This window comes from Actinoallomurus sp. CA-150999, assembly GCF_050942425.1.
In the GTDB taxonomy this organism is placed as follows: Bacteria; Actinomycetota; Actinomycetes; order Streptosporangiales; family Streptosporangiaceae; genus Actinoallomurus.
In genome coordinates, this window is the sequence record NZ_CP192063.1 from 1,891,078 (window position 1) to 1,903,358 (window position 12,281).

10 protein-coding genes are annotated in these 12,281 nt (G+C 72.1%); 4 read left to right on the forward strand and 6 right to left on the reverse strand.

All coding sequences use genetic code 11. The annotated features are described in order from the left end of the window. Window positions 1-47 precede the first annotated feature (47 nt). Together ACQP2O_RS08975 and ACQP2O_RS08980 are read right to left on the reverse strand one after the other, a co-directional pair. The gene (locus tag ACQP2O_RS08975; protein WP_433181687.1) at window positions 48-686 is read right to left on the reverse strand and encodes an SRPBCC family protein; all 639 of its coding nucleotides are present in this window, start codon (window positions 684-686) and stop codon (window positions 48-50) included. After that, window positions 683-1,042 carry an ArsR/SmtB family transcription factor gene (locus ACQP2O_RS08980; protein WP_433181689.1) on the reverse strand — a complete coding sequence of 120 codons (360 nt, stop codon included), beginning with the start codon at window positions 1,040-1,042 and terminating at the stop codon, window positions 683-685. The genes ACQP2O_RS08975 and ACQP2O_RS08980 overlap by 4 nt, the downstream gene beginning before the upstream one ends. 1,514 nt (window positions 1,043-2,556) lie before the next feature. On the opposite strand from ACQP2O_RS08980, the gene ACQP2O_RS08985 reads away from it, so the two are divergent. Continuing rightward, on the forward strand, window positions 2,557-2,973 hold the full coding sequence (locus ACQP2O_RS08985; RefSeq protein WP_433181691.1) for a hypothetical protein: 417 nt from the start codon (window positions 2,557-2,559) through the stop codon (window positions 2,971-2,973). 93 nt (window positions 2,974-3,066) lie between these two features. On the opposite strand, the gene ACQP2O_RS08990 is transcribed toward ACQP2O_RS08985, so the two are convergent. The 4 genes from ACQP2O_RS08990 to ACQP2O_RS09005 form a co-directional block, all read right to left on the reverse strand. Then, the gene (locus tag ACQP2O_RS08990) at window positions 3,067-4,392 is read right to left on the reverse strand and encodes an alanine racemase (RefSeq protein ID WP_433181693.1); all 1,326 of its coding nucleotides are present in this window, start codon (window positions 4,390-4,392) and stop codon (window positions 3,067-3,069) included. A 126-nt stretch (window positions 4,393-4,518) separates the two neighbouring features. Then, window positions 4,519-6,519, reverse strand: coding sequence for an IucA/IucC family protein (locus tag ACQP2O_RS08995; RefSeq protein ID WP_433181695.1), 2,001 nt, complete (start codon window positions 6,517-6,519; stop codon window positions 4,519-4,521). Further along, window positions 6,516-8,090: an IucA/IucC family protein gene (locus ACQP2O_RS09000; RefSeq protein WP_433181697.1), complete on the reverse strand. Its 1,575-nt coding sequence runs from the start codon at window positions 8,088-8,090 to the stop codon at window positions 6,516-6,518. The genes ACQP2O_RS08995 and ACQP2O_RS09000 overlap by 4 nt, the downstream gene beginning before the upstream one ends. Then, entirely contained in the window at window positions 8,087-9,205 is a 1,119-nt protein-coding gene (locus ACQP2O_RS09005) for a siderophore biosynthesis protein (RefSeq protein WP_433181699.1), read from the reverse strand. Before ACQP2O_RS09005 ends, ACQP2O_RS09000 begins: the two co-directional genes overlap by 4 nt. 235 nt (window positions 9,206-9,440) lie before the next feature. Here ACQP2O_RS09005 and ACQP2O_RS09010 point away from each other — a divergent pair, with 235 nt between their 5' ends. The 3 genes from ACQP2O_RS09010 (at window position 9,441) to ACQP2O_RS09020 (ending at window position 12,281) form a co-directional block, all read left to right on the forward strand. Next, on the forward strand, window positions 9,441-10,220 hold the full coding sequence (locus ACQP2O_RS09010; protein WP_433181701.1) for an ABC transporter ATP-binding protein: 780 nt from the start codon (window positions 9,441-9,443) through the stop codon (window positions 10,218-10,220). Further along, complete coding sequence (locus tag ACQP2O_RS09015) at window positions 10,220-10,816, forward strand: HD domain-containing protein (protein WP_433181703.1); 597 nt, start codon at window positions 10,220-10,222, stop codon at window positions 10,814-10,816. The genes ACQP2O_RS09010 and ACQP2O_RS09015 overlap by 1 nt, the downstream gene beginning before the upstream one ends. A gap of 181 nt (window positions 10,817-10,997) precedes the next feature. Further along, a complete protein-coding gene (locus ACQP2O_RS09020) occupies window positions 10,998-12,281 on the forward strand; it encodes a tetratricopeptide repeat protein (RefSeq protein ID WP_433181705.1) in 1,284 nt (427 codons plus the stop codon).

The window sequence follows — 12,281 nt, forward strand, 5'->3', positions numbered from 1 at the left end:
GGGTCGAGCTTTCGCTGCGCCTCAGCCGGTTATGGAGCGAGTCCGCGTCAGGAGGCACCCGGCTGGGCGGTGTAGGCGGCCGTCGTCCGGGCCGCCGCGGCGCGGGCCTCGGCCTCGTCGGCGCCCGCCGCGATGTACGCCTCGCACCACTTCTCGCTGCTGAGCGTCATGAACCGCCGGCCCTCCTCGGATCCGGCCCACGCCATGGCCTCCTGCGGGTCGACGGCCTGCCCGGCCGACAGGTGAAGCGTCAGTCCGATCAGGCCCATCTCCCAGCCGATGCCGACCGCGCCGGGGCCGAACTGCTCCCAGTGGTCGCCGACGTGCGAGGTGTGCTCGAGTTCGAAGCGCGTCCCGCCGTCGGACTCGGTCGTCAGGCGGACCTCGATCCAGCTGACCTGCCCGTCGTACTCCCACGTCGCGGCGAAGCTCTTGGGCGGGTCGCAGCGTTCGATGGTGCCGCCCGCGTTGCCCTCCAGCTGGTAGTGGCCGCCGACGCGCAGGTCGCCCGAGACGGGCAGGAACCAGCGGGGGATGCGCTCGGCATTCGTGCAGGCGTCCCACACGTCGTCGAGGGAGGCGTCGTAGGTCTGGCCGATGGTGACGGTGCGCGCCTCGCCGGCCTCGAGCGTACGGCTGCCGACCTTCCGGCGGACCGAGCTGATCTGATGGGTTACGTCGATCATGGTGATTCGTCCTTATCCTCGGAGTCGCGAAGGCGGCGCTCGCGCTTGCCGCGAGCCAGCTCGGTCGCGAGCGCGTCGAGCGGCGGTGCCCAGAATCGCCGGAACCGGTCGAGCCAGGCGTCGACCTCCTGGAGAGGGCCGGAGCTGACCGTGTAGAGGCGGCGGGTGCCGTCCGGGCGCACGGTGGCGAAGCCGGCGTCTCGCAGCACCTTGAGGTGCTGCGAGACGGCCGGCTGAGAGATGCCGAACTCCTCCTGGATCGCCGCGCAGACCGCCCCGGAGGTCATCTCGCCATCGGCGAGCAACTCGAGGATCCTGCGGCGCACCGGGTCGCCCAGCACATCGAACGCGTGCATCCGTGCACGCTATCGACGGATGCTTATATAAGTCAATCCCTATATTGCCAGGTATGAGAGGCCTGGGCTTCGAGTGCATCGGCGTGGTGGGTGATGTTCCACGCGTACGCCCCGGCGAGATGGCGGAGCCGGTGCGGCGGGGTCACGGTCGTTCGGAAAGCGGCCGGGGTGTTGGACTGGATCAGTGGAATCGGTTGTAGATCGAGTCCACGATGTCCTGGTAATCCCGGTGACCCAGGTCGTTCTGAATGGGCGTTTCACTGAGGTGGCGGGTCTTATCTCCGCTTACTTGATCAAGGGGTTATCGGGCTATTCCTCATGCCGATCGTGGGGTATCAGAGCGCTGCCGTATCTGCGGTCATCCAAGAATTCCGATTCGTTCGGGATATGAGCAGATGTAAGGAAGCGCGTTGAAATCTCGCGGAAGTAAAGGGGCTTCGGGCTGGTTTGTCAGGGGGTACCCCTGGCTGTTCTCGGCCGCGATAGTCAGTGGCCTGTCGATGCTTTATCGGCCGGCGCCGGCCACCGCCGAGCAGCCTTTCAAGGCCCCTCCTGACGGTCGGTTGGTGCCCAGCGCGAAAGTCCTCGATGACCTCGGGTGTCTGTCTCACCGCCGTCACCGCCATCTCTTTCGCTGCCATCACCATCTGTTCTGCCCAGACGGCTTCTGCTTCCGCGGTTTTCGAGGACCAGAAGGACCGGAAGGGGAGAAAGGGGAACAAGGCGAACGAGGGCGTATAGGGCCGCAGGGAGAATCGGGGGCCAGAGGTCTACAAGGAGAACCGGGGGAGATAGGTCCGCGAGGAGAGCGGGGGGCGAGGGGTGCCACCGGTGCGACCGGTGCCACCGGCGCGACGGGTGCCACCGGCGCGACGGGTGCGACGGGTGCGACGGGTGCGACGGGTCCGACAGGTCAGACCGGTGGTACTGGTCCGACGGGGCCGACCGGTGCGACCGGCGCGACTGGAGCCACGGGCGCGACTGGAGCCACGGGGGCGACTGGTGCGACGGGTCCGACCGGTGGTACTGGTCCCACGGGGCCGACCGGCGCGACTGGAGCCACCGGTGCCACAGGCCCCACAGGTCGTATCGGCGCCACTGGCCCCACAGGGGCCACCGGGCCAACCGGCGCGATTGGAGCCACAGGTCCTATTGGTCCCACAGGTGCTACGGGTCCGATTGGTGGTACTGGTCCGACGGGGCCGAGCGGTGCGACCGGCGCGACTGGAGCCACGGGGGCGACCGGTCCGACGGGTCCGACGGGTCCGACTGGTGGTACTGGTCCGACGGGGTCCAGCGGCGCGGCCGGCGCGACTGGAGCCACGGGTCCGACTGGTGCTACTGGTCCGAAGGGGGCCGCCGGTGACGCCGGCGCCACCGGCGCGACTGGAGCCACAGGTCCTACTGGCCCCACAGGTCCGACCGGTCCAACTGGTGCCACCGGTGCCACCGGTGCGACGGGGCCCTCCGTGTGCGTCGCTACGGCGGCGGCCCAGGGTCAGACGAAGGCGGTCGTGGCCGTTCGTAATGGGAAGGTGTTCGGTCAAACGGTCAACGAGGCGACGACTCCACCTACGCCCACGCCGCTCACCGACTTCACCTCGGCCTTCGGCGCCGTGACGGTGGACTGTGCGTCGGTCGCGATCCAGGGCAACGCGAACGTGTTCGCCACCATCCGAACAAACACCAATCAGCTGCTAGAGGTCGGATGCACGCTGAACAACTTCCCGACCAGCTGTGGCGGCACGGTGACCAACCTCGGGACGATCCCCATGGCCGTTCAGGAGCAGGCGGATTTCCTCCGTCGGCTCAAGGCGCGACCGGCGGCCATTCCAGTTCCGGCCAAACCGTCGTCCGCTGGACGTCGAGGTGCTCAGGGCGAGAAACACCCGACGGTCGACCAGCGGGCCGCGCGTAAGGAAGACGGGTAATCCACGTCTTCCACATCGGTAACCGTGGCGTCTTTGGCCTGGATTCCGTATCCAGGCCAAAGACGCGCGGCGGCCGTCAGGTCTTGTTCAGGGTCAGCGGCGGGTCTCGTCGTCGACGTACTCGAAGGCCGGTTTCGGGTGCATCAGGAAGTCGTGGTGGGAGATGTTCCACGCGTACGCCCCGGCGAGGGCGAAGGCCACGACGTCACCGACGGCGAGACGGTCCACCGGAACCTGCCGGGCGAACACGTCCTTCGGCGTGCACAGCTGCCCGACCAATGTCACCTCGCCACTCGTGACCGGTCCGCCGCCCATCGGCAGCACCGCGAACGGCTGGTCGTGGTCCTTCGTCACCGGGGTGCGCAGGTGGTGAGTGCCGCCGCGCAGCACCGCGTACCACTCGCCGTGTGACCGTTTCACGTCGAGTACGTCCGTGACGTACCACCCGCAGTAGGCGGTCAGCGCGCGGCCCGGTTCGATGCGCAACGTCTCGTCGGGGCGTCGCAGTGCCGCCAGGCCCGCACCGTACTCCGCCCAGTCGAAGCGGGCGCCGGGGTTCCGGTAGTCGACGGCCATGCCGCCGCCCAGGTTGACCTCCTTGGGGCCGTCCATCCAGGTCCGGGCCCAGCCCAGGATCTGGGCGGCGACTTCCAGCAGCGGCCCGGCCTCCAGCCCGGACGCCAGGTGCGCGTGCAGGCCGCGCAGGCGCAGCCAGGGCGTGTGCTCCAGGATGTCCAGGCAGGCGCCGAGCGCCTCGGGATCCATGCCGAACGGGCCGCTCATCCGCAGGGCGGCCCCGCTGATCGCGACCGGCAGGTTGACGCGCAGCAGCACGTCCGTCTCCGCGCGCAGGGCGGCGAGGCGCCGCAACTCGTGCGGGCTCTCGACGTGGATCCGGTCGACGCCCGCGTCGACCGCGGACACGAGCTCCTCGTCCGTCTTGCCCGGGCCGCCGAACGCGAGGCGCGCGCCGGGCAGGGCTGCCCGTACGTGGGCGAGTTCGCCGCCGGAGGAGACCTCGACGCCGTCCACGTACGGGGCGAGCGCGGTGAGGAGGCGCGTGTCGGGGTTGGCCTTCGCCGCGTAGAAGATCTCGACCGGGACCGCCGCGCGCACCGACGCCGCATGGGTCCGCAGCGCCCCCAGGTCGTACACGTAAGCCGGCAGCCCCGCCGACAGGGCCCGGTCGCCGACCGCCTCCGGCAGCGGCAGGCCGGTCATGCCCGGTTCTTGGGCGACCGGGTTCGGTGACGGTCGTGTTGGTTGTCCGGGTTCGGCGATGGTCGTGCCCGGTTCTTGGGCGAGTTGGCCTGGCGACGGTCGTGCCGCTTGACCGGGTTCCGGGGCGGTCGTGCCCGGCTCTTGGGCGAGCGGGTTCGGCCTCGACCGTGCCGGTTGTCCGGGTTCCGCGATGGTCATGTCGGCTCCTCGGACGGTGGGTCCGGCGACGGTCGTGCTGGTTGTCCGGGTTCGGCGACGGTCACGCTCGGCTCCTCGGAGAGCGGGCCCGGCGACCGTTGTGCGGGTTCCCCGGTCCCGTGACGGTCATGCCGGAACATCGGCGAGCGGGTTGGGCACGGAGACGTAGGTCGCCTGCCGGTCGGGGTCGCGGGCCCACCGGGTGCGCAGGTTGGCCTTTGCCGGCAGCGGAACACCGGCCAGGAGCGCGCGCAGGCGGGCCGCGCCGGCCGTTCCCGGCGGCGTCTCGTCGGCGCAGCGGGCGACGTGCCGCCGTACCACCCGCCACAGCGCGGGTTCCAGAGATGGGGACAGGTCCGCGAGGGCGGCCGCGACCTCGGCCAGGTGGTTGACGAACAGGCAGTACACGACGCGGTTCCAGCCGTGTTCGGCGTCGTACGTCAGGGCGCGGGCGACGGGCTCGGGCAGGTCGGCGAGGAACGCCGCCCACGGCTCGGGCACGAGCTTGGTGCCCTCCAGGTCCCGGAAGACCGCCCGGATCGGCATGCCGTCGCCGTCGACCGCGACGAGGACGTTCTGCAGGTGCGGTTCGAGGACGACGCCGTGCCGCAGGTAGGCGTGCAGGACCGGGGGCGCCACGTGCCGTACGTAGGCGTCCCACCAGGCCAGCAGCCGGTCCGGCGACACGTCGTCCCCGAGGAGCGTCGCGACGGCGGCGGGGCTGTCGCCGTCCGGGTCGGCGATGGCGGCGGCCAGCAGCGGGGTGCCGGGCAGGCCGCCCACGCCCTCCCGAACGATGACGCCGAGTCCTTCCCGAAGGCGGGTGCCGCCGACGGACACCGTCCGGTAGCCGGGCTCGGTGAGCAGTTCGCAGGCGAGTCCGTCGAACACCGGCCGCAGCGCCCGCGTCAGCGCCACCGCGCCGGACAGCTCGTACCAGGCGTTCTTGCGCACGCAGTTGGTGATGCGGACATCGAGGCTGAACTTCAGGAACGCGTCCGGGACGTACACGGTCCGTACGGACGAGGTCGGCACCGCCTCCGGGCCGTACGGTCCGAGGTCGACGATCGCGTCGGACTCCGGCCGGAGCAGCGCGATCTGCCAGGGGTGCGCCGGGAGGACGCGGTAGCCGGCACGGACGGGCGGGCCCAGCCGGTCCAGGAGGGAGACGTCGCCCTCCTCGGCGACGGCGTCCTCCCGTACGGCGAGCCAGTGCAGCGGGAACCGGGCTCCGGTCTCGGGGGCGTACGCCGGCCAGTCGGCGCCCTGCCGCGACTTGGGGGAGGGATGGAAGCGGTGCCCGGTGACCAGTGACTGCTCCGACCGCAGGAAGGGGTCGGCGTCGCCCGGCCTCCGCTGCCGGGCGATCAGCTCCATGGCGTCATGGCTGGCCGCCACCTGCGCGGCGAACTCCGGGTTCGCCGTCCCCGTCGTCAGTTCCAGCTCCCCGGAGATCAGGTCGGCGAGCCGCCGCCAGTCCACGGGCACCCAGCCGTCGCGCCGCTCCTCGATCGGGCCGGCCAGGCGGGGGCTCATCAGCGGGGGCCGGCGCAGGCGGGCGCGCAGGGTGACGCCGACGCGGGGCAGCCGGGCGGTGAGGTGTGCCTCGCCGACCCGGACCTGGTGCTCGGGCGCGCACAGCTCACGGACCGCGCAGTTGAGCAGGGCGAGGGCGCTGGCCTCGTCCGCGTCGATCCGCCGGGCCGCCGGATCGGAAGAGCCGGGGGCGGTGGCCTCGTCCACGCCGGCCCGCTGGGTCGCTGGATCGGAGGAGTTGGGGGCGGTGGCTTCGCCCGTGTCGATCCGCCGGGTCGCCGGGCCGGAGGAGTCGGGGGCGGTGGCCTCGTCCGTGTCGCCCCGCTGGGTCGCTGGATCGGAGGAGTTGGGGGCGGTGGTTCGGCCCGCGTCGGCCCGCTGGGTCGCCGGGCCGGAGGGCGCGGTGGCTTCGCCCGCGTGGACCCGCTGGGTCGCTGGGTCGGAAGGGTTGGGGGCGGTGGCTTCGCCCGTGTCGATCCGCTGGGTCGCCGGGCCGGAGGAGTCGGGCGCGGTGGCCTCGTCCGTGTCGGCTCGCCGGGTCGCCTGGTCGGGCGAGCGGGGAGAGGCGGTGGGCGGGGCGAGCGGTGTCACGTGGCGGACCTTTTCGCGTTGAGGTAGTTCGGACCGGGCGGGCCGTAGTGCTTGTTGATGTCCTGTGCGCCGGTGCGGTCCTTGCCGACGAGGGTCCCGGCGGTGATCATCGCCTTGACGGTCAGCCGGTCCGCGTCGAGCGTGCGCGCCCGCAGGAAACCGGTGTCGTCGTACGCGTCGAGCGCCGCGCCGAGCCGGTCGCGGATGAGACCGAGGCCCGTGTCCAGGTCGAGAAGGCCGCGCTCGGCGAGGCCGAAGGCGAGCGCGCCGGCGCACAGGTGCACGGTGATCGTGACGAAGACGCGGGCCAGGGCCTCTCGATCGGAGGTGAGCAGGCGCGGGTCGGCGAACTCCTCCGGGCCCGGGGCCTGGCCCAGCGCGCGGGCGAGCCGGTCCAGGTCGATGAGCGCCCCGTCGTTGTCCTTGATGATCAGATGTGGCGGGTCGCCGGGCACGATCGAGACGTTCTGCTGGTGGGCCTCCAGCGCGATGCCGTACCGCGTGGCGAGGAGAACGTTCCAGTCGAACAGCACGCCCAGGTACGCCCCGAAGAACCCGGCGACGTCGCCGGTCAGCTCTTCGATGACGTACGGGCCCTCCGGCGTCCGGGCGAGCAGGGCCGCGACCGGGACGCCGTCGGCGGGCAGCCGCCGCACCAGGTATCCACGCAGCGGGTCGTCGTCCGCGTGGCCGTACGTCTGCTCGTCAGCGAGCAGGATCGGGGCCTTCTCCCGCTCGGCCACGGTGCGCAGTACGCGCTCGACGAGCGCCCCGTCGGAGAGCGTGCCGGGCATGATCACCCGCCGGTTGCGCAGCCCGAGCGTGCTGATCGGCAACGGGAGCTTCACATGCTCGCGGGCGTCCACCGCCACCGTGCGCATCGACAGCGTCGGGCGGACCGTGACGGCCGGCCCCGGCACGGTCGGGACCAGGCGGGCGGTCAGCGGATGGACGGGGAACACGTCGTGTCCCGCGGGCAGGCCCAGGTCGCGCGGGTCGGGCCACCACGCGGGCCGGTCGCCGTGCCGCTCCGAGCGGGCCACAGAGGTCCACGCGAGCCGGAACGACGGCCCGAACTCCGGCGCGTACGCCAGCAGGTCGCGCTCGTCCAGGCCGAGACGGCACCGGGCGGCCGGATAGACCGGGTGGTCGAGGGCCGCGGCGAGGGCGTCGTACCGGGTGATCCCGGCCGGGCGGGTGCGTACCGCCTCGTGCAGGCGCAGGGCCCGCAGCGCCTCCCGGCACTCGCGTTCGAACGCCGCGACGTCGTCGCGCGGATCGGCCAGCGCGCGTACGACGCCGAGCACCTCCTCCAGCCCGACGGCGTCGTCCACGACGCGCTCGGCGAGGAACCCGGGATACCGCCCCCACCGGCCCGCATCCCCCGGCGCCGCCGCGCTCAGCGAGACGGCGCGGCCGCCGGGCAGGGTCAACCGGTCGCCGTCGACACGGCGGGCCAGGCCGCCGTAGTCCTCGCGCAGCAGCGCGTCCAGCACTCGTGCCGCGAGATGGCCCTCCTGGGGAGAACGTCCCGCTGCGACGACACGGCTCGGCGCGGACGGGTGGCTCATGCGTCGATCTCCCAGCGATGCCGCGCGCGGAACCGCCGGATCGCGGCGTCGACGCGGGCGGCGTCCGGGCCGACGGCGCGGATCGTACCGAGATAGTCCCGGTTGGTGCGGCTCCGCGCGATGACGTCACCGGCCGCGTGGACCGGCCAGTAGGCCACCCGCACGCCGTCCTCCTCGAACTCCTGCCGTTCGGGCGCCGCCGTGAGCGTGCCGGACCGGTCCGCGATCACCGAGTCGACCGCCGCGTGGCCGGTGGCGGCCGGCGGCTCGGGCGTCGGTTCGCCCAGGTGGGCGCGGAGCACCCATTCGAAGACTGGCACGCCGAGCAGTTCGCCGAGCAGGAAGTCGCAGTGGTCGCCGATGATCCGGTAGTTCACCTCGACGATCCGCGCCCGGCCCTCGTGGGCGACGTACTCGGTGTGGCAGGCGCCGAAGCCGACCCCGAGTCGATGGAGCGCGTCCAGGACCTGGCCGGCGTACGGTGGCGGCGCCCACTCGAGGCGCTCCTCGATGAAGTGCGGCGGAGGCGACAGCGTCGTACGGAACCCGCCGAGGACCCGGCCGTTCAGCGTCTCCAGGGTGTGCAGGTCGCCGGGGAGGTACTCCTCGGCGACGAGCGCGCCCTGCCGCCGGTCCCAGATCTCGCGGCAGCGCGCGGCGAGCTCGGCCGCGTCCCCGACGAGGAAGACGTCCTCGCTGGCGACGCCCTCGCGCGGCTTGACCACCAGCGGGTACGGGGCGTCGGTGAGGGCGGGGGACTCCTGGCCCGGTAGGAGCTCGACGGCGAAGACGCCGCCCAGCGCGCGGCGCATGAGCGCCTTGTTCTTGGTGCGGAGCGCGGCGCGCCAGTCCTTGCCCGGCAGCCCGAAGTACTCGGCGGCCAGGGCGGTGGGCGCCTGCAGGTGGTCGCTGTTGGAGAAGATCGCGGCAGGGGCCTCGCGCCGGGAGATGGCGTCGACAATGGCCCGGAAGTCGGTGACGTCGCACCGCACCGTCTCCTCCGGCCAGGGCCGGTCCGTGAGCAGGGTGACGTCGAGGCCGAGCGAGGCCGCCGCGGGCAGGAAGCCGTGGACGACGGAGTCGGTCCGCTTGCCCGCCACGATGTAGAGCCGCACGAGTCTCCCGAGCAGTGAGGTTAGGCTTACCTAAGTCGATCGAGTGACCATAGTGGCGCGGCCGGCCGCCGGGCGCAACAAGCCACCCCCGCGCGTGTCGGCCTCCGGCACAACGACTGTCGGCCGTCCTTTTGCCAGGCGCGTCGCCCGTCGGTGCAACGCCCGCTGGCGCGACGTCCGCTGGCCGTCCCCTCGCCAGGCGCGTCGCTTCGGGGGTGCCGTACGCTCGCTCTCGATGACTCCTGTGCTGCGTGTGGAAGACGTGCGCTTCGTCCGGGATCACCGGGCGCTGCTCGACGACGTGTCGCTCACCGTCCACGAGGGCGAGCACTGGGCCCTCCTCGGCGCCAACGGCGCGGGGAAGTCCACGCTGCTCAGCCTCGTCGGCGCCTACCAGCATCCGACGAGCGGGCAGGTGGAGATCCTCGGCCACCGGCTCGGCCGGATCGACGTCCGCGAGCTGCGCGCCTGGATCGGCCACGTCAACCCGCACCACCCGCTCCGGTCCGCCCGTACGGTCCACGAGGTCGTCCTGACCGGCGCGACCGGTTCCATCGAGCTCGTGCCGCACTGGAAGCCCACGCCGGAGCAGTTCGACCGTGCGGACGAGCTGATCGACCTGCTCGGCCTGACCGCCCGTCGCGACGCCCGCTGGCCGACGCTCTCGCACGGCGAACGCGGGCGCACCCTGATCGCCCGGGCCCTCATTCCCCGGCCGAGCCTGCTCCTCCTCGACGAACCGGCCACCGGCCTCGACGTCGCCGCCCGGGAGCAGCTCCTGACCTCCATCGACCAGCTGCGGCGCGCGCAGCCGTCGCTGACCAGCGTCCTCGTCACGCACCACCTCGAGGAGCTGCCCGCCAGCACCACCCACGCGATCCTCTTGCGGCAGGGGCGGGTGCTGGCCTCCGGGCCCGCCGACGACGTGCTGACCACCGACCGGATCAGCGCGTGCTTCGACCACCCCATCACCATCGACAGGTCCGGCGGACGCTGGACCGCGAGGGCGGTGTGATGAGTCTGCTCACCCGGTGGCCCGGCCCCGAGGTCCTCGGCGCGGACCTGATCCGCCGCTACGAGGAGCCGCACCGCCGCTACCACACCGCCGAGCACCTCGCCGAGGTCCTCGACCGGATCGACGAGCTGGCCGGCGAGGCCGGCGACGCCGACGTCGTACGCCTCGCGGCGTGGTTCCACGACGCGGTCTACCAGCCGCTGCACGCCGACAACGAGGAGCGCAGCGCCGTCCTCGCCGAGCGCATGCTCGCCGACACCGACCTGCCGGCCGAGACGGTGGCGGAGGTCGCCCGGCTGGTCCGGATGACCGCGGCGCACGACCCCGAGCCCGGGGACCGCAACGGCGCCGTCCTCAACGACGCCGACCTGGCGATCCTGGCCGCCGACCCGGAGCGTTACGCCGCGTACGCCGCGGCCGTGCGCGAGGAGTACGCCGCCATCCCGGACGAGGCGTTCCGGCAGGGCCGCGCCGACGTGCTGCGCGCCCTGCTCGACGCGCCCGCGCTGTTCCGTACGGCACCGGGCCGCGAGCGCTGGGAGGCCGCCGCCCGCCACAACCTCGAGACCGAGCTCATGCTGCTGGGCCGCGCCTGACCATCGTCGCTCGCGGGCCCTGGCCGGACAGCCGATCCACTTGCCCGGCCGTCGTTCCAGGAGCGCTCGCGGACTCCAGCCGGCACCATGCCGTCGCCGAATTTCGGCATCGATCCGTCCTCGTCGGCCCCCACGGCGGCTCGTCGCTATAAAGACATCTTCGTCTGTTAGGTTGGCGTTCGTGACACCTGAGGAGATGCTGCGCCTGGGGATCGAACGCAACAAGCAGGGCGATCTCTCCGAGGCGGAGAGGCTTTTCAGCGCGGCAGCCGAGGCGGGGAACGTCGAGGCGATGAACTGGTACGGCGTCCTGCTGGGCAAGCGGGATGACTCCGCGGGAGCCGAGGAGTGGTATCGCAAGGCCGCCGCCACGGGGGACGTCCTCGGCGCCTACAACGTCGCCTACACCTTGGGGCAGCGCGGGGACCATGCCGAGGCCGAGGAGTGGTACCGCAAGGCCGCCGATGGTGGCGACGAGGACGCGGTGTGGGGACTGGCCCGCACGCTCTCGGACCTGGGCCGGCCCGACGAGGCCGAGGGCCTGTACCACAGGGCGGCCAGGAGCGGGAACGTGCGCGCGATGAACCGCTACGGACGCTCGATGGAACGTCAGGGAGACGCGGAGAGGGCCGAGCACTGGTATCGCAAGGCGGCCGACGAAGGGAACGTCGACGCCATGTTCAACCTCGGGCTCCTTCTGCGGAAGGGAGGGGACGCGGCTAAGGCAGCGCAGTGGTTCCAGAAGGCCGCCGACACGGGCGACGAGCAGGCGCGAACCGAGCTCGCCCGCACGCGGGAGGCTCTGGAGCAGCGTTCTGCCCCGTCCGCTCCCGCCGCTCCCGCCGCTCCCGCCGGGTCCGCCCCCGTCATCACCTTCGACACGTCCGGGTTCGAGTCGCGCGAGGAAGGCCGATGGTTCGACCCGAAAACGCGTGACGCCGTCGTGCTGAACGTCCGGGACGCGCTGCCGCCCACCCCGGTCTGGCTTGAAAACCTGGATACGCTCCGCCGTGAACTGGCGCGCGCGCACGCCGCGACGGGGGACGGGCGGGGAAGCCGGTCGCCGCGGCTGGTGGAGGCGGACATCGTCTCCCTGGACGGGGTACGAACCCTGTACTCGCTCGTCGCCGAGCCCCTGCCCTCCTCTCCCACCGGACGGCTCTTCCGAGCGTCGTTCGTGCTGGCCAAGGCGTCTCGTACGGTGATCCTGCGGGGGCAGTTCGAGGAGTGGGACATCAGCGGCATACGTGAGACGACGGTGCTGATCCGGCGTGGCATCGCCACCGGCCGGATGTCGCATCCCTACGCCCCGGAACTCCCCTACGAGCCCAGCGACGCGCCCGAGTGGGATTCCCTGATTCCGAGCCACCCGCTGACGAAGGCGCGGGAATGGGTACGGAGCGTCATCGCGTCCGCGGTGGTCGACCGTGACTTCGCGGCGCTGGACGACTTCCGCGCCGCCTGA

What these genes read in the sequence shown, in the direction of transcription:
- ACQP2O_RS08975 (WP_433181687.1), bottom strand. Translation starts at nt 686, where the DNA reads ATGATCGACGTAACCCATCAGATCAGCTCGGTCCGCCGGAAGGTCGGC.
- ACQP2O_RS08980 (WP_433181689.1), bottom strand. Translation starts at nt 1,042, where the DNA reads ATGCACGCGTTCGATGTGCTGGGCGACCCGGTGCGCCGCAGGATCCTC.
- ACQP2O_RS08990 (WP_433181693.1), bottom strand. Translation starts at nt 4,392, where the DNA reads ATGACCATCGCGGAACCCGGACAACCGGCACGGTCGAGGCCGAACCCG.
- ACQP2O_RS09000 (WP_433181697.1), bottom strand. Translation starts at nt 8,090, where the DNA reads ATGAGCCACCCGTCCGCGCCGAGCCGTGTCGTCGCAGCGGGACGTTCT.
- ACQP2O_RS09010 (WP_433181701.1), top strand. Translation starts at nt 9,441, where the DNA reads ATGACTCCTGTGCTGCGTGTGGAAGACGTGCGCTTCGTCCGGGATCAC.
- ACQP2O_RS09015 (WP_433181703.1), top strand. Translation starts at nt 10,220, where the DNA reads ATGAGTCTGCTCACCCGGTGGCCCGGCCCCGAGGTCCTCGGCGCGGAC.